This window comes from Streptomyces tricolor, from assembly GCF_002155905.1.
Classification (GTDB): Bacteria; Actinomycetota; Actinomycetes; order Streptomycetales; family Streptomycetaceae; genus Streptomyces; species Streptomyces tricolor.
The window spans coordinates 1-21,023 of the sequence record NZ_MUMF01000042.1 but is presented as its reverse complement, the minus strand read 5'-3'; the positions used below and the strand labels follow the sequence as shown (position 1 = coordinate 21,023).

Annotated in this window: 19 protein-coding genes, 1 pseudogene and 2 riboswitches; of the genes and pseudogenes, 11 read left to right on the top strand and 9 right to left on the bottom strand. The window is 72.7% G+C overall.

All coding sequences use genetic code 11. The features are described 5' to 3' along the window. A pseudogene (locus tag CCN44_RS03670) lies at positions 1-213 on the bottom strand (AAA family ATPase); the annotation flags it as partial. Between the two features lie 177 nt (positions 214-390). Next, a riboswitch (glycine riboswitch) is annotated at positions 391-495 on the top strand. Beyond that, positions 496-608, top strand: a riboswitch (glycine riboswitch). A 44-nt stretch (positions 609-652) separates the two neighbouring features. Here CCN44_RS03670 and gcvT point away from each other — a divergent pair. From gcvT to CCN44_RS03650, 4 genes are all read left to right on the top strand, one after another. Beyond that, the gene (gcvT, locus tag CCN44_RS03665) at positions 653-1,780 is read left to right on the top strand and encodes a glycine cleavage system aminomethyltransferase GcvT (protein WP_059252713.1); all 1,128 of its coding nucleotides are present in this window, start codon (positions 653-655) and stop codon (positions 1,778-1,780) included. Between the two features lie 138 nt (positions 1,781-1,918). Continuing rightward, positions 1,919-2,296 (top strand): glycine cleavage system protein GcvH, encoded by a 378-nt coding sequence (gene gcvH, locus CCN44_RS03660; protein WP_059252712.1) that lies wholly within the window; start codon positions 1,919-1,921, stop codon positions 2,294-2,296. A gap of 14 nt (positions 2,297-2,310) precedes the next feature. Continuing rightward, on the top strand, positions 2,311-3,576 hold the full coding sequence (gene glyA / locus CCN44_RS03655; protein ID WP_086696831.1) for a serine hydroxymethyltransferase: 1,266 nt from the start codon (positions 2,311-2,313) through the stop codon (positions 3,574-3,576). A gap of 63 nt (positions 3,577-3,639) precedes the next feature. Continuing rightward, positions 3,640-5,007 carry an L-serine ammonia-lyase gene (locus CCN44_RS03650; protein WP_086696830.1) on the top strand — a complete coding sequence of 456 codons (1,368 nt, stop codon included), beginning with the start codon at positions 3,640-3,642 and terminating at the stop codon, positions 5,005-5,007. 22 nt (positions 5,008-5,029) lie between these two features. Here CCN44_RS03650 and CCN44_RS03645 read toward each other — a convergent pair whose 3' ends face one another. Next, entirely contained in the window at positions 5,030-6,787 is a 1,758-nt protein-coding gene (locus CCN44_RS03645; RefSeq protein ID WP_414820483.1) for a M28 family peptidase, read from the bottom strand. A 342-nt stretch (positions 6,788-7,129) separates the two neighbouring features. Here CCN44_RS03645 and CCN44_RS03640 point away from each other — a divergent pair, with 342 nt between their 5' ends. The 3 genes from CCN44_RS03640 (at position 7,130) to CCN44_RS03630 (ending at position 9,877) form a co-directional block, all read left to right on the top strand. Next, a complete protein-coding gene (locus CCN44_RS03640; RefSeq protein ID WP_086696829.1) occupies positions 7,130-8,134 on the top strand; it encodes a helix-turn-helix transcriptional regulator in 1,005 nt (334 codons plus the stop codon). A gap of 120 nt (positions 8,135-8,254) precedes the next feature. Beyond that, positions 8,255-9,286 carry a phosphatidylinositol-specific phospholipase C domain-containing protein gene (locus CCN44_RS03635; protein WP_208639700.1) on the top strand — a complete coding sequence of 344 codons (1,032 nt, stop codon included), beginning with the start codon at positions 8,255-8,257 and terminating at the stop codon, positions 9,284-9,286. Between the two features lie 36 nt (positions 9,287-9,322). Then, positions 9,323-9,877: a glycoside hydrolase family 25 protein gene (locus CCN44_RS03630; RefSeq protein WP_086696828.1), complete on the top strand. Its 555-nt coding sequence runs from the start codon at positions 9,323-9,325 to the stop codon at positions 9,875-9,877. Positions 9,878-9,893: 16 nt separating this feature from the next. Here the strand turns inward: CCN44_RS03630 and CCN44_RS03625 are convergent, their stop codons facing one another. Next, on the bottom strand, positions 9,894-10,556 hold the full coding sequence (locus tag CCN44_RS03625; protein WP_059252706.1) for an NADPH-dependent F420 reductase: 663 nt from the start codon (positions 10,554-10,556) through the stop codon (positions 9,894-9,896). A gap of 150 nt (positions 10,557-10,706) precedes the next feature. Then, positions 10,707-13,580 carry an nSTAND1 domain-containing NTPase gene (locus CCN44_RS03620; RefSeq protein WP_143649604.1) on the bottom strand — a complete coding sequence of 958 codons (2,874 nt, stop codon included), beginning with the start codon at positions 13,578-13,580 and terminating at the stop codon, positions 10,707-10,709. Between the two features lie 230 nt (positions 13,581-13,810). Between CCN44_RS03620 and CCN44_RS03615 the strand changes: the two genes are divergently transcribed. Further along, positions 13,811-14,125, top strand: a complete 315-nt coding sequence (locus CCN44_RS03615; RefSeq protein WP_059252704.1) for an SH3 domain-containing protein — start codon at positions 13,811-13,813, stop codon at positions 14,123-14,125. Positions 14,126-14,150: 25 nt separating this feature from the next. Here the strand turns inward: CCN44_RS03615 and CCN44_RS03610 are convergent, their stop codons facing one another. Continuing rightward, a complete protein-coding gene (locus CCN44_RS03610) occupies positions 14,151-14,843 on the bottom strand; it encodes a FadR/GntR family transcriptional regulator (protein WP_059252703.1) in 693 nt (230 codons plus the stop codon). A 195-nt stretch (positions 14,844-15,038) separates the two neighbouring features. Here CCN44_RS03610 and CCN44_RS03605 point away from each other — a divergent pair, with 195 nt between their 5' ends. Together CCN44_RS03605 and CCN44_RS03600 are read left to right on the top strand one after the other, a co-directional pair. Further along, entirely contained in the window at positions 15,039-16,724 is a 1,686-nt protein-coding gene (locus CCN44_RS03605; RefSeq protein WP_059252702.1) for a 2-isopropylmalate synthase, read from the top strand. Beyond that, a complete protein-coding gene (locus CCN44_RS03600) occupies positions 16,721-17,557 on the top strand; it encodes an ABC transporter ATP-binding protein (RefSeq protein WP_086696827.1) in 837 nt (278 codons plus the stop codon). Before CCN44_RS03605 ends, CCN44_RS03600 begins: the two co-directional genes overlap by 4 nt. A 59-nt stretch (positions 17,558-17,616) precedes the next feature. On the opposite strand, the gene CCN44_RS03595 is transcribed toward CCN44_RS03600, so the two are convergent. Together CCN44_RS03595 and CCN44_RS03590 are read right to left on the bottom strand one after the other, a co-directional pair. After that, positions 17,617-17,829, bottom strand: coding sequence for an EF-hand domain-containing protein (locus CCN44_RS03595; protein WP_059252700.1), 213 nt, complete (start codon positions 17,827-17,829; stop codon positions 17,617-17,619). Positions 17,830-17,888: 59 nt separating this feature from the next. Next, positions 17,889-18,800 carry a MerR family transcriptional regulator gene (locus CCN44_RS03590; protein ID WP_086696826.1) on the bottom strand — a complete coding sequence of 304 codons (912 nt, stop codon included), beginning with the start codon at positions 18,798-18,800 and terminating at the stop codon, positions 17,889-17,891. Between the two features lie 62 nt (positions 18,801-18,862). Here CCN44_RS03590 and CCN44_RS03585 point away from each other — a divergent pair, with 62 nt between their 5' ends. Beyond that, entirely contained in the window at positions 18,863-19,516 is a 654-nt protein-coding gene (locus CCN44_RS03585; protein WP_086696825.1) for a GNAT family N-acetyltransferase, read from the top strand. On the opposite strand, the gene CCN44_RS03580 is transcribed toward CCN44_RS03585, so the two are convergent. Continuing rightward, positions 19,483-20,670, bottom strand: coding sequence for a YVTN family beta-propeller repeat protein (locus tag CCN44_RS03580; protein WP_086696824.1), 1,188 nt, complete (start codon positions 20,668-20,670; stop codon positions 19,483-19,485). The two genes, CCN44_RS03585 and CCN44_RS03580, sit on opposite strands and share 34 nt — an antisense overlap. After that, positions 20,670-21,023, bottom strand: a 354-nt coding sequence (locus CCN44_RS03575; protein WP_143649602.1) for a polysaccharide deacetylase family protein, incomplete at its 5' end; no start/stop codon positions are given. The genes CCN44_RS03575 and CCN44_RS03580, both read right to left, overlap by 1 nt.

The following is a 21,023-nucleotide window of genomic DNA, read 5'->3' as shown; positions in this document are numbered from 1 at the left end:
CATCAGGGTGGACTTGCCGCTGCCGGGCAGGCCGGTGATCACGACGATGTCGCGGGGGCCGAAGAGCAGGGCGTGCGGGCTGCGGCCCGCGCGGTCGCGCAGGTCGCGGACGACCGGGGCGGGGCGGTCCGCGCAGCGCCCGCGGGCCAGGGCGGAAGGCTGCTTGGGCACCGCGACGCCGGCGTGGGTGGCGTAGGCCGAGGTCCTGTTCACCGTGATCGTCCTCCCGAGTGGCTCGGTCATCCCCATGCCCGTTCTATGTAAAGGGAAGGTAATGGGCAACGGTCGGCGGCGCGTGCGCGTCCTGCCACAGGTCGGTTACAGAAGCGGGCCCTGACGGGCCGGGGTGCGGCGTGCAATGATGTGCCCGCCAACTGCATACCGGCCGTTTGAATCCGCGCGGGAGAGTTCCCAGCCGTACGTCTGTGCCGCTGGGGCGCCGAAGGAGCAAGTCCCTCCCTTGAATCTCTCAGGCCCCGTTACCGCGCGGGCGAGGCACATCTGAAAAGCGGGCCGCCGTGAGGGCGGCTCCACCCAAGGTGCAAGCCGTGATCGTCCCTGTGGCGGTCGTGGCGAACCTCTCAGGTTCCGATGACAGATGGGGAGGAACGTTCCTCGCCCGTCCTTGCGTGCCCTGGGAGACGACCGACCGATGAGCAGTACAAAATCCGCTGAGCTGCGTCACACCGCGCTCGATGCCGTGCATCGCTCGCTGGGCGCGACGATGACCGACTTCGCCGGCTGGGACATGCCCCTGCGCTACGGCTCCGAACGCGACGAGCACCTGGCCGTGCGCACCAGGGCCGGGCTCTTCGACCTGTCCCACATGGGCGAGATCACGGTCACCGGTGCCGAGGCCGCCGCCTTCCTGAACTTCGCCCTGGTCGGCAACATCGCCTCCGTCGGCGTCGGCCGCGCCCGCTACACCATGATCTGCCGGGCCGACGGCGGCATCCTGGACGACCTGATCGTCTACCGGCTGGCCGAGACCGAGTACATGGTCGTGGCCAACGCCTCCAACGCCCAGGTCGTGCTGGACGCGCTCACCGAGCGGGCCGAGGGCTTCGCCGCCGAGGTGCGCGACGACCGGGACGCGTACGCGCTGATCGCCGTGCAGGGCCCCCAGTCCCCCGGGATCCTGAAGTCGCTCACGGACGCCGATCTGGACGGCCTGAAGTACTACGCCGGGCTGCCCGGCACGGTCGCCGGCGTCCCCGCGCTGATCGCCCGTACGGGGTACACCGGCGAGGACGGCTTCGAGCTGTTCGTGAAGCCGGAGCACGCCGTCGCACTGTGGCAGGCGCTGACCGAGGCCGGCGAGGGCGTGGGTCTGGTCCCGTGCGGCCTGTCCTGCCGGGACACGCTGCGCCTGGAGGCGGGCATGCCGCTGTACGGGCACGAGCTGACCACCTCCCTCACCCCGTTCGACGCCGGACTCGGCCGCGTGGTGAAGTTCGAGAAGGAGGGCGACTTCGTGGGCCGCGAGGCGCTCGCGCAGGCCGCCTCCCGGGCCCAGGAGAACCCGCCGCGGGTGCTGGTCGGCCTGGTCGCCGAGGGCCGGCGGGTGCCGCGGGCCGGGTACGCGGTCGTCGCCGGGGGCGCGGTGATCGGCGAGGTCACCTCCGGTGCCCCCTCCCCCACCCTGGGCAAGCCGATCGCCATGGCCTACGTCGACGCGGCGCACGCGGCGCCGGGCACCGAGGGCGTCGGCGTGGACATCCGGGGCACCCACGAGCCGTACCAGGTCGTGGCGCTGCCGTTCTACAAGCGACAGAAGTAGAGACCGGGCACGGTCGCCCGCGCCCGGGGCCCGGGCCCCGTGTCCGGCACGTGACCCTGCGCACATTCGCCCGCTCACCAGCGGTTTTCGCAGTCCCCCCGTCATCAGCACTCCCGCGTGTACAGGAGAATTCAGGCCATGAGCAACCCCCAGCAGCTGCGCTACAGCAAGGAGCACGAGTGGCTGTCGGCCGCCGAGGACGGCGTCGCGACGGTCGGCATCACGGAGCACGCGGCCAACGCGCTCGGTGACGTCGTCTTCGTCCAGCTCCCCGAGGCCGGTTCCACGGTGTCCGCGGGCGAGACCTGCGGCGAGCTGGAGTCCACCAAGTCGGTCTCCGACCTGTACTCGCCGGTCACCGGTGAGGTCACCGAGGTCAACGAGGACGTCGTCAACGACCCGTCGCTGGTGAACTCCGCCCCCTTCGAGGGCGGCTGGCTGTTCAAGGTACGCGTCACGGAGGAGCCCGCCGAGCTGCTCTCCGCCGACGAGTACACCGCCTTCACCGCCGGCTGAGGAGTCGTAGCCGTATGACTGTTCTGAACACGCCCCTGCACGAGCTGGACCCGGAGATCGCCGCCGCGGTCGACGCCGAGCTGGACCGCCAGCAGTCGACCCTGGAGATGATCGCCTCGGAGAACTTCGCGCCGCTCGCGGTGATGGAGGCCCAGGGCTCGGTCCTCACCAACAAGTACGCCGAGGGCTACCCGGGCCGCCGCTACTACGGCGGCTGCGAGCACGTCGACGTCGCCGAGCAGATCGCCATCGACCGGGTCAAGGAGCTGTTCGGCGCCGAGTACGCCAACGTGCAGCCCCACTCCGGTGCCTCCGCCAACCAGGCGGCCCTGTTCGCGCTGGCCCAGCCGGGGGACACCATCCTCGGCCTGGACCTGGCGCACGGCGGCCACCTGACCCACGGGATGCGGCTGAACTTCTCCGGCAAGCAGTTCGACGTGGTCGCCTACCACGTGGACGCCGAGACCGGCCTGGTCGACATGGACGAGGTCGAGAAGCTCGCCAAGGAGCACCGCCCGAAGGTGATCATCGCGGGCTGGTCGGCGTACCCGCGCGAGCTGGACTTCGCCGCGTTCCGCCGGATCGCCGACGAGGTCGGGGCGTACCTGTGGGTCGACATGGCGCACTTCGCGGGCCTGGTCGCCGCGGGCCTGCACGCGAACCCGGTGGAGTACGCGGACGTCGTGACCTCCACCACCCACAAGACGCTGGGCGGCCCGCGCGGCGGCATCATCCTCGCGAAGAAGGAGTTCGCGAAGAAGCTGAACTCCTCCGTCTTCCCGGGCTTCCAGGGCGGCCCCCTGGAGCACGTGATCGCGGCCAAGGCGGTCTCCTTCAAGGTCGCGGCCTCGGAGGACTTCAAGGAGCGCCAGCGTCGTACCGTGGAGGGTGCCCGCATCCTCGCCGAGCGGCTGACGGCTCCGGACGTCCGCGAGGCCGGGGTGAACGTGCTGTCCGGCGGCACGGACGTGCACCTGATCCTGGTGGACCTGCGCGCGTCCGAGCTGGACGGGCAGCAGGCCGAGGACCGGCTGCACGAGGTCGGTATCACGGTCAACCGCAACGCCGTCCCGAACGACCCGCGCCCGCCGATGGTCACCTCGGGTCTGCGCATCGGTACGCCGGCCCTGGCGACCCGCGGCTTCACGGCCGAGGACTTCGCCGAGGTCGCGGACGTGATCGCGGAGGCGCTGAAGCCGTCGTACGACGCGGAGGCCCTCAAGGCGCGCGTGAAGGCGCTCGCCGACAAGCACCCGCTGTACCCGGGTCTGAACAAGTAAGTCCCCGGTGGGGCACCCCGCGGAGGGTGCCCCGCCGCCCCCCTGTTGTCTTGAGGAGTGACCGTGGCCATCTCGGTCTTCGACCTGTTCTCGATCGGCATCGGCCCGTCCAGCTCCCACACGGTCGGCCCGATGCGCGCGGCGCGGATGTTCGCCCGCCGCCTGCGCAAGGAAGGCCTGCTGGAGAAGACCGCCTCCGTCCGCACGGAGCTGTACGGCTCCCTGGGCGCGACCGGGCACGGCCACGGCACCCCGAAGGCCGTCCTGCTCGGCCTGGCCGGTGACTCGCCGCGCACGGTGGACGTGGAGACGGCGGACGCGCGCGTGGAGGCGATCAAGGCCGAGGGCCGGATCCGGCTCCTGGGCGACCACGAGATCGTCTTCGACTTCGACCGGGATCTCGTGCTGCACCGCCGCAAGGCCCTGCCGTACCACGCCAACGGGATGACGCTGTGGGCGTACGACGCCGACGGCACGGAGCTGCTCTCCAAGACGTACTACTCGGTCGGCGGCGGGTTCGTCGTCGACGAGGACGCGGTGGGCGCGGACCGGATCAAGCTGGACGACACGGTCCTGAAGTATCCGTTCCGCACGGGTGACGAGCTGCTGCGCCTCACCAAGGAGATGGGCCTGTCCATCTCCTCCCTGATGCTGGAGAACGAGCGGGCCTGGCGCACCGAGGAGGAGATCCGGGCGGGCCTGCTGGAGATCTGGCGGGTGATGCGCGAGTGCGTGCAGCGCGGCATGACCCGCGAGGGCATCCTGCCCGGCGGTCTGAAGGTCCGCCGCCGCGCGGCCGTCTCGGCCCGCCAGCTGCGCGCCGAGGGCGATCCGCTGGCGCACGCCATGGAGTGGATCACGCTCTACGCGATGGCGGTGAACGAGGAGAACGCGGCCGGCGGTCGCGTGGTGACGGCCCCCACCAACGGCGCGGCCGGCATCATCCCGGCGGTGCTGCACTACTACATCAACTTCGTGCCGGGCGCCGACGAGGACGGCGTGGTCCGCTTCCTGCTCGCCGCGGGCGCGATCGGCATGCTGTTCAAGGAGAACGCGTCGATCTCCGGCGCCGAGGTCGGCTGCCAGGGCGAGGTCGGCTCGGCCTGCTCCATGGCGGCGGGCGCGCTCGCCGAGGTGCTCGGCGGCTCCCCCGAGCAGGTGGAGAACGCGGCCGAGATCGGCATGGAGCACAACCTCGGCCTGACCTGCGACCCGGTCGGCGGCCTGGTCCAGATCCCGTGCATCGAGCGCAACGGCATGGCCGCGGTGAAGGCGGTCACGGCCGCGAAGATGGCGATGCGCGGCGACGGCTCGCACAAGGTGTCCCTGGACAAGGTCATCAAGACCATGAAGGACACCGGCGCGGACATGTCCGTGAAGTACAAGGAGACGGCGCGGGGCGGGCTCGCGGTGAACATCATCGAGTGCTAGCCCCGCGCCGTCGCCCGGGCGGTCAGCCGGTGGTCAGGGTGGCGTCGTCGATGACGAAGCTGGTCTGGAGGCTGGCGTCCTCGGTGGCGGTGAAGGACAGCGTGATCTGCTGGCCCAGGTACGGGCTCAGGTCCAGGGTGCGTTCGGTGTAGCCGGTGGCCGCGTTGCCGTTGGAGTACGTCTGCTTCACGGTGCCGTTCACCTTGACCTGGAAGGTGTCGTACGCCGTCGAGCCGGACTCGGCGGTGTCGATGTGCAGCCAGTACTTCAGGGTGGCCTTCGTGCAGCCCGCCGGCACGGTCACGGTCTGGCCGAGGGTGTCGGAGGCCGCGTAGCCGTAGCCAGCCAGCCACGCGTACCGGGACCCGGAGTGCGCGGACTGGCCGCTGAAGGTGCCGATCGCCCCGGTGTCACCCGTCCACGGCGACGTACCGTTCTCGAACCCGCCGTTGGAGATCACCTGGGCCGCCGTGCAGCCGCCCGCGCCCTTGACGGTCAGCGTGTACGGTGCGGTGCGCGTGACGGCACCGGTGCCGGTGATCGTGAGGGGGTAGGTGCCGGGCGGCACGGAGGAGCCGACGGTGATCGTCGCCGTGGCGGAGGCGCCGGAGGTCACCGAGGCCGGGCTGAAGGCGACGGTGACGCCGGAGGGGGCGCCCGAGGCGGACAGGTTCACCGTCTGCGCCGAGCCGCTGGTGGTGGCCGTGGCGACGGTGGTGGTCAGCGAGGTGCCCGGGGCGGTGCTGCCCGTGGCGGGGCTCGCCGAGACCGAGAAGTCGTTCGCCGGCGTGGTGTCGGAGACCGCCTGCTTCCACAGCGTGTAGGCGACGCCGTCGGCGCTGCGGTTCAGGCCAGTGGCGTTGATGTTGCTGGTGGTGTCGCAGGAGGAGTGGTAGCAGCCGTCGTAGGCGGCGCCCGCCGTGCCGCCCCACTTGGCCGCCTGCGCCGAGGTCTTGCGGGCGCTCGCGCCCATGGCGTAGCCGGAGGTCGGGATGCCGTAGTTCTCGAAGGAGTAGTCGTCGGAGCGGCCCGCGCCCTCGGTGTTCTCCTCGGGCTGGAGGTTCAGCGAGTCCCAGTACGCCTTCATCGGCGCGGCGGCGGCCGAGGTGATGTGGTTGATGAAGTAGCCGCCGTTGGGCGAGGCGACCATGTCGAAGTTGTAGTACGCCTTGATCGCGGTGCGCTGGGCGGAGGTGAGGGAACGGACGTAGAACTCCGAGCCGTTGAGGCCCTGCTCCTCGTCCGTCCACCAGCCGAAGCGGACCCGCGCGCCCATCGAGGGGCGGGTCTCGGCGAGTTTCAGCGCGACCTCCAGCAGGGTCGCGCTGCCGGAGCCGTTGTCGTTGATGCCGGGCCCGGCGGAGACGCCGTCCAGGTGGGCGCCGAACATGTACACCTTCGACGCGTCGCCGTGGGGCCACTCGGCGATCAGGTTGGGTCCGGCGCCGCTGGTGCAACCGGAGGTGCAGGGCTGCTCGGTGACGGTGTAGCCGGCCGACTGGAGCTTGCCCTTCACGTAGGCGACCGAGTCGCGGTAGCCCTGGCCGGTCGACCTGCGGTTGCCGCCGTTGCGGGTGGCTATCGCGTTGAATTCGGTGAGGTGCGCCTGCACCCTGGTGACGTCGATGTCGGGAGCCGCCGCGGCCAGGGCGGGGGCGGAGGCCGCCGCCGGGTGGCGGTCCGCGGAGGCCGCTTCGGCGCCCGCGGGCAGTACCGCGAGGCCGGCGGCGGCCGTGGCCAGCGCGAGGCCTGCCAGGGAGAGTCTTCGTAGTCGTAGCACCTTGTCTCCTTGTGGGGTGGAGGAAACGGGAGGTGGGCGTCGGGCCTGGGTGGGCCGTGCCGCTTCACCCCCTGATGAGCATGCGCATGCCAATGCCGTGTCAAGCATCGGTGTGCGAGACCGACCGGATCAGGAACGTGCGCCCGCCCTCCCGGCAGTCGCCGGTGCCGGCGGCAGGGGAGGTGCGCCGGGGCCCCGAGGGGCAGGGCGGGCGGCCATGAGGGTAACGGCAGGGCGGTCCGCACCGCCCCTGGCCGAAACCGGCACGTCCGCTCCTGGCCAGGTCCGCGGGCCCGCGCGGGCTGACTGGCCTCCCGCGCGGGGCGCCCGTATCGTGCGCGCATGCAGGCGGCGCAGAACCCTCCGCAGGGCGGGCAGTCCACGGACTCCGAGGCGAAAGCGGCCTACGTGGCCCTGGTGGAGCGGATCGCGCGGTCGGGAGCGAGGGACGCCGCCGAGAAGGAGGAACTCGGCGGCCTCTCCGCCGAGCTGACGCGGTGGCTGGCGGAGAGGCGGCTGCTGGACCCGGACGGTGAGCGGCTCACCCCGCCGGAACGCGCCCTGCGCCGCATCGCCTCGGAGCACCGGCGCCGCCTGCGCGAGACGGTCGAGGGACTCAGCCGGGACGCCCGGGCCATCGAGGACGTCCTGTCGCTGCTGGCGGTCCCGCGGCTCGACGCCCGGGAGGCCGTGGAGACGGAGTACTTCACGGACCGCGCGCACACCCGCGAGCGGCTGGCGGAGCTGGACGCGCTCAGCCGCGAGGAGTTCCTGGCGATGCGCAACTCCTTCCCCGAGGCGCAGGTCCTGGAGGCCAGCCTCGTCAGGGACCTGGAGATGGTGGCGAACGGGGTCCGGATGCGCGTGCTGACCTCGCAGCAAGCCCTGCGCTCGCCCGCGCCGGCCCGCTATCTGCACGCGCTCACCGACGCCGGCGCCGAGGTGCGGGTCGCCGCGACGGTGCCGCTGCACATGAACATCGTGGACCGCGCGATCGTCGTCCTCGGGGCGGGGCCGGGGCCGCAGGGCGAGGGCGGCGACGTCATCCTGCACAGCACGCCCGTCGCACGCTGCTTCGTGCGGATCTTCACCCACGCCTGGGACCTCGCCCGGCCGCACACCGACCGGCACGCCGGACGCGGCGGCGCCGGCTGCGAACTGACCGCGCAGGAACGGGAGGTGCTGGCGCTGCTGGCCACGGGGGCCAAGGACGAGACCATCGCCCGCCGGCTGGCCTGTTCCGACCGCACCCTGCGCCGCCTGATGAACCAGATCATGGAGAAGCTCGGCACCTCCAGCCGGTTCGAGGCGGGCGTGACCGCCGCCCGCCTGGGCCTGGTGGACTGAGCCGGAACCCCCGAAGGCGCCGCCCGGCCGAGGCGGATGTTTCCCGTGGGGCTACCGCGTGCTCACTGCACGGATCTACGCTGCCGCCAACTCATCTAGTGATTATGGAAGTTGGCGCACATGCGTGGAATGAGACGGCTGGCGGCGCTCGTGGGCGCCGCCGCTCTGCTGGCGGTGCTGCCGGGCAACGCCCGGGCGGCCGAGCCGAAGTTCTCCGGTACGACGGCCATCGGCACGCACAACGCGTACGAGAAGACGAAGTACACCTACTTCGCCCAGGCGTTGGACTCCGGGGCCTCGCTGCTGGAGCTGGATGTCTACGCCGACACCCTCAGCCGCCGCTGGCGGGTCAGCCACAGCAACCCGCTGGGCAACGACAACAACTGCGAGGCGGCGAAGACCCCGGGCGAGCTGTACAGCAAGAGCCGCAACCAGGACCTCGGCAGCTGCCTGGACAACATGGCCGCCTGGAACCAGCTGCACCCCGACCACCCGCCGATCGTCGTCAAGGTCGAGCTGAAGGTCGGCTTCAACGACAGGGCGGGGCTCGGGCCGGACGAGTTCGACACGCTGGTGGCGCAGAAGCTGGGCGGCAGTGTCTACCGGCCTGCCGACCTGCTCGGCGGGACGTACAGCACGCTGGACGCGGCGGCGAAGGCCGACGCGTGGCCCACCCGGGACTCCCTCCGGGGCAAGTTCCTCTTCGACCTGATCCCGGGCACGGTGGAGCAGGCCAACCCGTTCGACAGCTACTGGACGGACGAGGAGTACGGCGACCATCTGCGGGACCTCGCCGCGGCCGGCCGCATCTCCGCCGCCCAGGCCTTCCCGGCCGTCCTGGGCGCCGCGAACGGCGACCCGCGCACCAGCCGTTACGACGCCTCGATCCGACCCTGGTTCGTGTTCTTCGACGGTGACGCGGCCACCTACGTGAACAACGGCTACGACACCTCGTTCTACTCCTCGAACCACTACGTGCTGATCACCACGGACGCCCACAACGTCTCACCGGCGATCTCCTCCACCAACCCGACGGACGCCGAAGTCGCGGCCCGGCTCGCCCTGTTGGCGAAGCACCACGCGAGTCTGATCACCTCCGACTGGGCGGCGAAACCGGCGTCGGTGCTGAGTTCGGTGACCCCGCGCGGCTGAGGTTCCGGACGGCGGCTCACGGGGGACAACCTTCACATGCTGCATGGCATCGACGTGAGCGCCTACCAGTCCTCCTCCTATCCGACGGACGGCCTCTCCTTCGTCTTCGTCAAGGCGACGGAGGGCCGCTCGTACGTCAATCCGAAACTGGCGGCCCAGACCAAGCGCGCCCGCGACGCGGGCCTGGTCGTCGGCTTCTACCACTTCCTGTGGCCGGGCAACCTGACCGCCCAGGCCGAGTACTTCCTCCGCCATGCCCCGGACCGCCGCGGCGATCTCCTCGCCGTCGACTGGGAGACCACCGGCGACGGCAACCACGCGAGCAACGCGGAGAAGGACCGCTTCATCCGCAAGCTCAAGGAGCTGAGACCCCACAACCGGGTCGTGCTGTACTGCAACCGCCACTTCTGGCTGAACGTCGACACCACCTCCTACGCCGGAGACGGGCTGTGGATCGCCGACTACGTCACCGCGGGCAAGCCGCGCATCAAGGCCAAGTGGCGGTTCCACCAGTACACCAGCGAGCCCCACGACAAGAACGTGGCGAAGTTCGCCGATAAGGACGACCTGCGCGACTGGGCCACGCCGTAGGGGCCGGGCGGGAGCGTCAGCCCCGGAAGTCCGCCGGGCGTTCCGGGGAGGCCTCCGCCAGCGCCTTCTCCACGGCGGCCGTGCCGGCGCGCAGGCCGTAGACCGGGGTGCCGGGCTGCTGGCGCCAGGACTCGGCGATCGAGCCGGCGTCCACCGTGTCGAAGCCGAGTTCGTCGATCAGGGCGCGGACGGTGCGCTTGGCCGCCTCGTCGTCGCCGGCGACGGGCAGGGCCATGCGGTCCGGGTCGCCCGCGGGGCGGGGGCGGTCCAGGATGTCCTGGGCATAGGTGCCGTTGAAGGCCTTGATCACCGGGTGGCCGAGGTGCTGCTCGGTCCACCGGCTCTCGGTGAGGCCCTCGTCCTCGATGGCCGCGATCCGGCCGTCGCGCTCGCGCGGGTAGTAGTTGCCGGTGTCGATCACCGCGACGCCCTCGGCCGCGCCGTCGAGCAGTCCGGCGGGGAGGTCGGGGACCGCCTTCAGCGGGACGGTGACGACCACGACCTGGGCGCCCTTGGCCGCGTCCTCCGCCCGGACCGGGGTGGCGCCGGTCTCCTCGGCCAGTTCCCGGAGCGTCTCGGGGCCGCGGGAGTTGGCGACGGAGACGTCGTGGCCGAGGGCGGTGAGCCGCCGGGTGAGGTTGCCGCCGATGTTCCCCGCGCCGATGATGCCGATCTTCATGGCTGACCTTCCGGATGATTCATGCACGTGCATGCTTCTGTCGTCGGGGTCAACCGCACGCGGTCCCGGGCTATTCCGCACTGCCGCCGGACGGGCGACCGGCGAGCTCGGAGCCATGCCCCGCTCGTTCCGGTGCGCGCGGGGGACGCGTCAGGCCCGGCCGCACGGCGGGCGGTAGTCGAGGCCGGGGAAGTGCCGGGACCACTGGGCGCGGCTGAGGGGGTCCCGGACCCGCGCGCAGGCGTGGGCGAGCGCCCAGGGCAGGTCGGTGTGCCAGATCTCGACGGTGGCGTCGTTGCTCAGCGTGACGATCGTGCCGGGTGAAGCGAGCGGGAGCACGGTCGCGAGCCCTCCCGACACACCGGTCAGCGCGGCCCGCTGGACGGGGCGCGGGCGGCCGGCCTCCCACACCCGCACCGTGCCGTCCAGGCCGGCCGTGAGGGGCGTACGGCCGTCGGGGGCGAACTCGACCGAGCTGATCATGCCGGTGTGGCCGTCGAGCCGGCCCCGTGGGCGGGGGTGCGCGGGGTCGGTGACGTCCCACAGGCGGGCCGTGCGGTCGTCGCTGCCGGTCAGCAGGGTGCGGCCGTCCCTGCTCCAGGCGAGGGCGTCGACGAAGTCCCGGTGGCCTTCGAGGACGGCGGTCGTGGTGGCGCGGCGGGGATCGGTCACGTCCCACAGGCGGACGGTGCGGTCGTCGGAGCCGGAGGCCAGCACGGCGCCGACGGGGCTGAACACGACCGGTTTGACGTTGAGGGCGTGGCCGGTCAGGGCGCTCAGGAAGCGGGGGCGGGCCGGGTCGCTCAGGTTCCACAGCCGGACGGTGCGGTCGTAGCTGCCGGTGGCGGCGGTCCGGCCGTCCCTGCTGACGGCCACCGAGAAGATCAGGTCGGTGTGGTGCGTCGGGACGCTCGACAGCAGGCGGGGACGGCGGGGGTCGGAGACGTTCCAGACCCGCAGGGCGCGGTCCCGGCCGACGCCCGCCAGGGTGTCGCCCCGGGGTCCGAAGGCCAGCGTGAAGGTGCTGTCGGGGTGCCCGCGGAGGCTGCCCAGCTCGGCTGGGTGCTGCGGATCCGCCAGGTTCCACAGCCGCAGGGCGCCGTCGTCGCGTGCCGCGGCCAGGGTGCGGCCGTCGGGGCTGACGGCCAGGGCGTGCACGTGCTGGTCCAGGGTGCGCGGCAGCACGCTGAGCAGGCCGTCGCGGGTGGTCTCGGTCGGCTCCAGCCGGTGCGCGGCGAGCGCCAGCTGGGTGGCCAGCGAGGGGTCGCGGGCGCGCAGCGCGGCCGAGGCGTCCACGGCCTTGAGGGCGAGGGCGTGGTTGCGCTGGGCGGTGACGATGCGCTGGGAGCGCACGGCGAAGCCGACGGCGGTCGCCACGCAGACGAGCAGCACTACGAGGGCCCCGACCAGCCGGCGCAGCCGGCGGACCTGGCGGCGCACGCGCAGCGCCGCCGCCTTCTCCGCGCTCTCGCTGGCGTCGCGGAAGGCGCGTTCCCGGGCGGTCAGCGCGTCCCGCGGGATGTCCTTCACGGCGGCCAGGCGCACGCCGCGGTAGAGGGTGTCCGGGTCGTGGTCCAGGGACTCCCAGACGGCGGTGGCCTCGGTGAGCGCGCGGTGCAGGCGCAGCTGGTCCCGGTCCTCGCCGAGCCAGGTGCCGAGCCGGGGCCAGCAGCGGATCAGGGCCTCGTGGGTGATCTCGACATGATCCCGGTCGACGGTGAGCAGCCGGGCCCGGGTGGCCGCTTCGAGGACGTGCGCGGTGTCCGCGGTGTCGTCCAGTTCGTGGCGCGGGACGCGGCGCTTGGTGTCCTCGGTGCCCTCTCCCAGGGCGACGAGGCGCAGGAAGAGCCGCCGGGTCAGGTGGCGCTGGGTCTCGCTCAGGCCGGCGTGGAAGGCCTCGGCGGTCTGGGCGAGGGCGCCCTCGAAGCCGCCCGCCGCCTGGAACCCGGCGAGGGTGAGGGCGTTGCCCCGGCGGCGGTGCCAGGTCTCCAGGAGCGCGTGCGAGAGCAGCGGGAGCGCGCCGGGGCGGCCGTGGGCGTCGGCGACGAGGGTGGCGAGGAGGGCCCCCTCGACGGTCAGCCCGGCGCGGGCGGCGGGCCGGACGATCGCCGCGCGGAGTTCGTCGGTGGTCATCGGGCCGACGGGGACGTGCGCGTCGGCCAGCGCGGCCACGAGGCCGGGGAGCCGGGTGCAGTGCGTGTAGAAGTCGGACCGTACGGCGAGGACGACGCGGCAGCGGCTGTCGGGGGTCTGCGCGGCGTGCAGCAGCGAGGCGACGAAGGCCTCGCGTTCCGCCGGGTCGCGGCACAGGGTGAACACCTCCTCGAACTGGTCCACGACCAGGAGGTGTTCGTCGGCGGGCTCGGCTGAGCCGGCCAGGATCTGCCGCAGCACGCGGTGCAGGGCGCGCGGATCCGTCGCGAGTTCGGCGTGCAGGGATCCCGGGGCGAGCCCGGCGCGGGCCGCGAGCTGGATCGCGCATTCCTCCAGCGGATGCGGACCGGGGGTGAGGACCAGGGCGGGTGTGCCGGAAAACCGGGGCAGGACTCCGGCGCACAGAACCGATGACTTTCCCGATCCGGACGCCCCGAAGAGCACAAGGAATCGCTTTTCCCGCAGATGTTCGACCAGTTGTCCGGTGAGTTCCTCCCGGCCGAAGAAAGTGTCGGCGTCGGACTGCCGGAAAGGCACCAGACCGGCGTAGGGGGCGGGGGCCGGGTCCGCGCCCCGCTCCGCGTCGGCGCCGGGCGGCCCGGCCGTGCACCGGGCCGCCGCGCCGCGCCAGATCCGCTCCCATTCCCGCTCGTCACCGCCGCAGGCACGGACGTAGGCGAGGGTGACGGCCAGGGTGGGCAACTGGTGTCCCGCCGCCGCCCCGGAGAGCGTGGCGATCGAGTAGTGGGCCCGCCGGGCGAGCTCCCGGTAGGTCGGACGGCCGGCTTCGTCGCGGAGTTTCCGCAGTCGCGCGGCGAACTCGGCCACCGGACCGCCTTCCGGGTCCAGCGGACGCTCTCCCCGTGGCACGCCCCACGCACCTCCCCCACCGCAGCGCATTGTTCGGCATGCGTTTGTTCAGCCTCGACGGCCGATCGTGAACAACAGATTAGCGGCTACAAACGGAGCGTCGGGTCCCGCACCGGGGGCCCGAAAGCGACCGGAAGACCGCCGGGAACCGAAAAGCCGCCGAAAACCGAAAGGACCTGCGGCGGCCGGAATTCCGTCGGAATCCGAAAAGACGACCGGAAAGAGGAACCATGAACAAGTCGATGCTCGCCGCGGCCCTCCTGATCAGCGGCGTCACCCTGACCGCCGTGACCGCCGGCCCCGCCGCGCAGGCCGCGCCGCGCACCGCTCCCGTGGCGGCCGCGCAGCACCGGGCCCTCGTCTGCACGGTCAACGACAACGGGGTCAACTTCCGCGGCGGCCCCGGCACGCAGTACCAGGTGCTGGGCCAGGTGAACCGGGGGCAGCAGTTCAACGTCCGCTCCTACGAGGGGAGCTGGGTGATGGGCGACATCGCGGGCGGACGCACCGGCGTCTGGATCCACGACGCCTACCTGGACTGCTGATCCCGCGTCCCGCCCGCCGGGGCCGTCAGCCCCGTCCGCGCAGCAGCTCCAGCGTCTGCTCCAGCTCCGCCCGCAGGACGGCCGCCGCCCGCTCCGCGTCGCCCTCGGCGACGGCGTGGACCAGGGCGGCGTGGCTGCCGTCGCCGGTGTCCGGGTCCTTGCGGCGCAGCCCGGTGAGGTCCAGCAGGGTCACCAGGCCCGCGCGCAGCACGGGGACGAACTCGGCGAACAGGTCGGCGAGGACGGGGTTGTGCGCGGCGGCGACCACGGCCGCGTGCAGGGCGATGTCGGCCTCCACGAAGTCCGCGTCGCCGTGTGCGGCGGCCGTGCGGCGGCCCTCCAGCGCGGCCCGCAGCGCCGTGATGTCATCGGGGGTACGGCGCTGCGCGGCCAGCCGGGCCGCCTGCACCTCGACGCCCATGCGGACCTCGTAGACGTCGGTGACCGCGGCCCGGCGCAGCCGGGCGGGCCAGTCCTCGACGGGCTCGGCGGCGATGACGAAGACGCCGGCGCCGTGCCGGGGCCGGACCAGCCCGGCGCCGGCCAGCGCGCGCAGGGCCTCGCGGACGGTGGAGCGGCCGACGCCGAGTTCCTTGGCGAGGGTGGTCTCGCCGGGCAGCTTGGTCCCGACGGGCCAGTGGCCGGCGGTGATCTGCTCCCGGAGGCGCTGCGCGGCCTGTTCGACCAGCGGGCTGGGACGGAGGGCACCGAGCGGCATCGAGGTCACCAACTTGTCTGAGGAGTCTGCGGATTCGACTTGTCTGAGGAGCTGAACACTGGCTAGCGTACCCGGCATGACGCTCGGCGGTCTGCTTCTCCTCGGCTGCCGCGGCGGGGTCTGACGCGACCGGCGCCCCGCCGCGGGGCCTCGCGCTGCCGGTCACCGTCCGACCGAGCCGAGAGGCAGCCGACGATGACCACCACCACACCCGTCTGGAACCCGCAACGGCCCAGCGGGATGCCGTACCACCGCTACCGCCCCTTCCAGGAGCGGGTGCACGTCCCCGCCGGCCACCGCGGCTGGCCCTCCGCCCGCATCGAGCGCGCCCCCCTGTGGGTCCCGGTCGACCTGCGCGACGGCAACCAGGCGCTCGCCGAGCCGATGGACACGCCCCGCAAGCGCCGCTTCTTCGACCTGCTGACGGCCGTGGGCTTCAAGGAGATCGAGGTCGGCTACCCCTCCGCGAGCCGCGCCGACTTCGACTTCGTACGGCACCTGGCGGGCGGCGGGGCGGTGCCGGACGACGTGACCCCCGTCGTCTTCACGCCCGCCCGCGCCGACCTGATCGACCGGACCTTCGACGCGATCGAGGGCCTGCCGCGGGCCGTGGTCCACCTGTACATCGCCACCTCGCCGGTGTGGCGGGAGGTGGTGCTCGGCCGGAGCCGGGCCGAGGTGCGGCGGACCGTGCGGGAGGCGGCGGAGCACATGGCCCGGCGGGCGGGGGACGCGCCCGGGATCCGCTTCCAGTTCTCGCCGGAGACCTTCAACCTCACCGAGCCGGACTTCGTGCTGGAGCTCTGCGACGGCCTGACGCGGCTGTGGGACGCGAGCCCGGACCGCCCGGTCACCCACAACCTCCCCGCCACGGTCGAGATCGCCACCCCGAACGTCTACGCCGACCAGATCGAGTACGTGCACCGGAACCTCTCCCGCCGGGACTCCGTGATCCTGTCGGTGCACCCGCACAACGACCGCGGCACGGGGGTCGCCTGCGCCGAACTCGCCGTGCTGGCCGGGGCCCAGCGGGTGGAGGGGTGCCTGTTCGGCAACGGCGAGCGTACCGGCAACGTCGACCTGGTGACCCTCGCCCTCAACCTGTACGCCCAAGGCGTGGACCCGATGGTGGACCTCGGCGACCTCGACGCCGTACGGGAGACGGTGGAGCACTGCAACCGGCTGCCCGTGCACCCGCGCCACCCCTACGCGGGCGACCTGGTGTACACGGCGTTCTCCGGCACGCACCAGGACGCGATCGGCAAGGGGCTCGCCCGGCACGCACGCCGGGCGGCGGAGCTGGGGGTCCCGGAGAGCGCGGCGCCCTGGGCGGTGCCGTATCTGCCGATCGACCCGGCGGACGTGGGGCGGTCGTACGAGGCCGTGATCCGCGTCAACTCCCAGTCGGGCAAGGGCGGGGTGGCGTATCTGCTGCGCACCCACCACGGCATCGACCTGCCGCCGCGCATGCGGCCCGATTTCGCGCGGGTCGTACAGGCGGCGACCGACGACAGCGGACGGGAGGCGACGCCGAAGGAGCTGTACGAGCTGTTCCGGGCGACCTACCTGACGGAGGGTGCCGTACGGCTGCACGCCTGGTCCGCGCACGAACCGTCCCCCGGTGTGCACCGGTTCGTGTGCACGCTGGAGGCCGGCGACCGCGTCGGCGACTACGAGGGCACGGGCGCCGGCGTGCCGACCGCGTTCGTCGACGCGCTGGCCGGCGCCGGTGTCCCGGTGGAGGTGCTGGACTTCACGGAGGACGGCACGGCGGCCTTCGCCGAGTGCCGGGTGGGCGGCGTCACGGCCTGGGGCGCGGGGACGGGCCCGTCGGCCGCCGTGCACGCGGTCCTGTCGGCGGTGAACCGGGCGGTGCGATGACACGGGCGGTGACGACGGCGACGGAGGTGACGGCGCCGGAGGCAGCGCCGGAGGTGCTGCGCGCCGAGGGCGTGCGGGTCGTCCGGGACGGGCGGACCCTCCTGCACGACGTCTCGCTGACCGTCCGGGCCGGTGAGCACTGGGCGTTGCTGGGGGCGAACGGCGCGGGCAAGTCCACGCTGCTCGGGCTGCTCGGCGCGGTGGTCCATCCGACGCGGGGCACGGTGGAGGTGCTCGGACACCGGCTGGGCCGGGTGGACCTGCGCGAGCTGCGCGCGCACGTCGGGCACGTGGACCCGCGCCATCCGCTCACCTCGCCGCTGCGGGTACGGGACGTGGTGCTGACCGGGGCGACGAACTCGGTGGAGCCGGTCCCCCGGTGGCGGCCCACCCCCGGGCAGGCGGAGCGGGCCGACGCGCTGCTGGCCACGCTGGGGCTCGGCGCGCTGCGGGACGCCCGGTGGCCGACGCTCTCGCAGGGGCAGCGCGGCCGGACGCTGATCGCGCGGGCGCTGATGCCCGAGCCGCGGCTGCTGCTCCTGGACGAGCCGGCGACCGGCCTGGACCTGCCCGGCCGGGAGCGGCTCCTCGAGGCCCTGGAGGAGCTGCGGGTGTCGCATCCCGGGCTGGCGACGGTGCTGGTCACCCATCACCTGGAGGAGTTGCCGGCGGGCACCACGCACGCGGTGCTGCTGCGCGCGGGACGGGTGCTGGCCTCCGGTCCGGTGGCGTCCGTCCTCACCGCCGACCGGGTCGGCGCGTGCTTCGGCCTGCCGCTCGCGCTGGAGCGACACGAGGGCCGCTGGAGCGTGCGGGTCCGGCGGTCGCCATGACGGCATGACGAAGGGGGTGCCCGGTCCGCTCGGGACGGGCACCCCCTGCCGCCGTCGGCTCACTTGTTCAGGTAGGTCCAGAACTCGTCGAACGACAGCACCTTGTCGCCGTTGAGGTCACGGCTGCCGATGATGGCCTCCGCGACCGTCTCGGTGACGTTCCAGTCACCTGCCTGCGCCAGGGCGGACTTGAACTCCGCTGCGGTGATGAGTCCGTCACCGTCCGCGTCGATCCGCTGGAACTGCTTGCGTGCTTCCTCGATGTCCGCCACCGATCCGCCCCTTTTGTTCGTGTTTCTCATGCCGTACTGGCGTACTGACGCTGGTCAGATTAACGGCCCGCTCGCGCCCGGAGTGCAGTGACCACCCAGGCGAAGTCCTCGGCGTGCGGGGGCGCGGGCTGCCGGTTCACCACGCTGAGCAGGTGGCGGTAGCGGGCCACCCGCTCGTCGAAGCCGGCCGTCATGCGTTCCAGGACCTCGGCCCGGTCGGCGTCGCCGAACAGTTCGTCCAGCACCTCCTGCGCCCCCTCCTCCGTGGGGTCGACGCCGCGGGCACGGGCCGGTCCCACCAGCTCCACGAGCCGCTGGGCGAACCACATCGACCGCCCGCCCGGGTCGCCGGGCCGCCGGTCGGCCGCGTTGAACTCGACGGCCCGGCGCATCTGCGCCCGGAAACCGGGGTCCTGGAGCATCTCGGCCAGCTCCACCCAGGCGTCGACCTCCTCGGGCGTGGGATCCTCCGCCAGGTGGACGGCGGTGCGCCGGATCCGCTCCTGGATGTCCGGATCCACGGTGTCGAGCCCGTCCAGCGTCTCCGCCGTGAACTCCTCCATGATCCGCTGCCGTTCGGCGGCGGACAGTCGCGCCAGCTTGTTCACGAGTGTCATCTCCTCAGCGGTCGCCCCGCGTCGAGCCACGGTCGACAGCACCGCACGGGTCACCCGCAGCGACCGGATCTGCGCGTCCAGCGCCGCCACGTGCGCCGCCGCGACCTGAGCCACGGTCCGCTCGCCGGCCAGCACCTCGCGGACGTCCTCCAGGCCGAGGCCCAGCTCGCGCAGGGTGCGGATCAGCTCCAGGCGGGCGACGCCGCCGGCGTCGTAGAGCCGGTAGCCGCCGGCCGACCGGGTCACCGGGGTGAGCACGCCCTCGTCGGACCAGTAGCGGATGGTGCGCACGGACAGTCCGGTGGCCCGGGCCAGTTCGCCGATGGTGAGAAGTCCGGTGCCGTCGTCGATCATGTCTGGGAGTCTGGGCCTTCCAGTGGGTGGAGACTCAACAGCGCAGACGCGAGGAGCGGGCCGTGGAGACCTTGCGGGACATTCTCGACGCGGCGGCGGCCGGTGTCTTCCCGCCGCCGGACGGTGGTACGACGGTCGTACCGCAGCCCTCGCCCCGGGACGCCGGGGTGATGTCCTTCACCGCGCACTCGGTGGTCTTCACCGACGAGGACCCGGCGTGGGTGTACGAGACCCTGCGCGCGACGGACTGCGACCCTCTCGCGGCCACGATGAACCCGCGTTTCCTGACCGCCCTGCTGGACCGGACGGGACGCCGGACCGAGACCGTGGACGCGGTGCTGGTGGGCGATCCGCTGCCGGGCGCGCCGTCGCTCGCGCTGCGCGAGATCGAGGACCCCGCCCACCCCCGGATCGCCTACGCCCACGGGCGCCGGGACGGGGTGCGGGCCTGGGCCGCCGACGGCGGGGTGCTGGTCATGGGGCGTGGGGTCGCCGGGCGGCTGGAGGTGTCGGTCGAGGTGGACGAGCAGGCCCGGCGGCGGGGGCTCGGGCGGCTGCTGGTGACGGCCGCCCGGCACCTGGTCACCGAGCCGCTGTGGGCCCAGGTCGCGCCGGGGAACGCCCGCAGCGTACGGGCGTTCCAGGCGGCCGGCTACCGCGCGGTCGGCGCGGAGCTGCTGCTTCAGCGGAAGATGCCGGTGTGCCCCAGTGAGTAGCGGCCGGGCTGGGGGTAGACGGCGAGGCCGTGCGGGCCGCTGCCGACCTTGATGCGGGCCAGTTCGGCGCCGGTGCGGGTGTCGATGGCGTACACCTCGGCGTTGTAGCGGCCGGACAGCCACAGAACCTTGCCGTCGGCGGAGACCCCGCCCATGTCGGGGCTGCCGCCGCCGGGCAGGTGCCACTTCTTGGTGAGCCGGTTCTGCGGGAAGTCGAAGACGGAGACGGAGCCCTCACCGCGGTTGGAGATGTACATCTCGCGGGAGTCGCGGCTGATGTAGAGGCCGTGGGCGCCCTTGCCGGTGGGCAGCAGGCGGGGGCGGGTGAACTTCTCGCCGTCCAGGATCCACACGCCGTGGGCCATCATGTCCGCGATGTAGAACAGCTTGCCGTCCGGGGAGATCTTGACGTCCTGCGGCATCGCGCCGCGCAGCGGCAGCTTCTCCTGCCCGACGACCTTCATCCGCGCCGTGTCGACCTTGAGGATCTCGCCGCTGAACTCGCAGGAGACGATGAAGTAGCGGCCGTCGCGGGAGAAGTCGGCGTGGTTGACGCCGTAGCAGCTGACCGGGACGGCCTTGACGACCTTCATGGTGTGCGCGTCCCGGAAGACCAGCTGGCGGTCCATGGAGGCCATGACGACGGCGTACTTGCCGTCGGGCGTGAAGTAGAGGTTGTACGGGTCGTGCACGTCGACCGGTTTTCCGGCCCGGCCGGTCCGCGGGTCGATCGGGGTGAGGCTGTTGCCGAGGTCGTTGTTGACCCAGAGGGTCTTCAGGTCCCAGGACGGTACGACGTGCTGGGGCTGGTCGCCGACCGGGATGGTCTCCACGACCCGGTAGGTCGCGGGGTCGATGACGGTGACGGTGTCGGAGTTGGTGTTCGGGACGTACACCCGGGAGGGGAAGTCCCGGACCACGGGCGAGAGGCGGTTCGGCCGGTCGGCGGCGTACAGGTCGGCCGGGTCCTCGACCGGCGGCATCCCGGGCAACACGTTCACCTGCGGCTTCTTCACCTGCGGCCGGGCCGGCGCCGTGGTGGCGGGGGCCTCGCCCGCGGGCTCCCGGCTCCCGCCGCCGCACGCGGAGAGCAGGGTCAGGGCGGTGGCGGCGGCGCCGGCGGCCAGCAGGCGGGCGGCTTTCGTGGTTCGCATCAGCTCAGCAGCTCCGTGGTGGTGACCGCGCGCAGTCCGCGGCGGCCGAGTTCGGTCAGGACGTCGGGGAGGGCGGCGACGGTGTCCGGATATCCGAAGTGCAGGCTCACCACCGATCCGCCCCGCACGCCGGCGAGGACCTCGCGGGTGACGGCGGCGGCGCCGGGGCGGGTGTGGTCGAGCGAGTCGACGTCGTACGACAGCACGTGCGGGTAGCCGGCGGCGCGGGCCAGCCGGGTGACGAGCGGGGAGGCGGCCGGGGCGCGCGAGGGGCGGAACCAGGTGCCGATGGAGCCGGTGAGCCGCCGGAGCCGCTCGGCGCAGTCGGTGATCTCCCGGCGGGCCTCCGCCTC

Bases quoted from the DNA above. Each gene is read 5' to 3' on its own strand.
- gcvT (WP_059252713.1), top strand. From the start codon at position 653: ATGAGCAGTACAAAATCCGCTGAGCTGCGTCACACCGCGCTCGATGCC.
- CCN44_RS03580 (WP_086696824.1), bottom strand. From the start codon at position 20,670: ATGCGAACCACGAAAGCCGCCCGCCTGCTGGCCGCCGGCGCCGCCGCC.
- CCN44_RS03615 (WP_059252704.1), top strand. From the start codon at position 13,811: ATGAACAAGTCGATGCTCGCCGCGGCCCTCCTGATCAGCGGCGTCACC.
- CCN44_RS03630 (WP_086696828.1), top strand. From the start codon at position 9,323: ATGCTGCATGGCATCGACGTGAGCGCCTACCAGTCCTCCTCCTATCCG.
- CCN44_RS03610 (WP_059252703.1), bottom strand. From the start codon at position 14,843: ATGCCGCTCGGTGCCCTCCGTCCCAGCCCGCTGGTCGAACAGGCCGCG.
- CCN44_RS03600 (WP_086696827.1), top strand. From the start codon at position 16,721: ATGACACGGGCGGTGACGACGGCGACGGAGGTGACGGCGCCGGAGGCA.
- CCN44_RS03635 (WP_208639700.1), top strand. From the start codon at position 8,255: ATGCGTGGAATGAGACGGCTGGCGGCGCTCGTGGGCGCCGCCGCTCTG.
- CCN44_RS03590 (WP_086696826.1), bottom strand. From the start codon at position 18,800: ATGATCGACGACGGCACCGGACTTCTCACCATCGGCGAACTGGCCCGG.
- CCN44_RS03605 (WP_059252702.1), top strand. From the start codon at position 15,039: ATGACCACCACCACACCCGTCTGGAACCCGCAACGGCCCAGCGGGATG.
- CCN44_RS03640 (WP_086696829.1), top strand. From the start codon at position 7,130: ATGCAGGCGGCGCAGAACCCTCCGCAGGGCGGGCAGTCCACGGACTCC.
- gcvH (WP_059252712.1), top strand. From the start codon at position 1,919: ATGAGCAACCCCCAGCAGCTGCGCTACAGCAAGGAGCACGAGTGGCTG.
- CCN44_RS03625 (WP_059252706.1), bottom strand. From the start codon at position 10,556: ATGAAGATCGGCATCATCGGCGCGGGGAACATCGGCGGCAACCTCACC.
- glyA (WP_086696831.1), top strand. From the start codon at position 2,311: ATGACTGTTCTGAACACGCCCCTGCACGAGCTGGACCCGGAGATCGCC.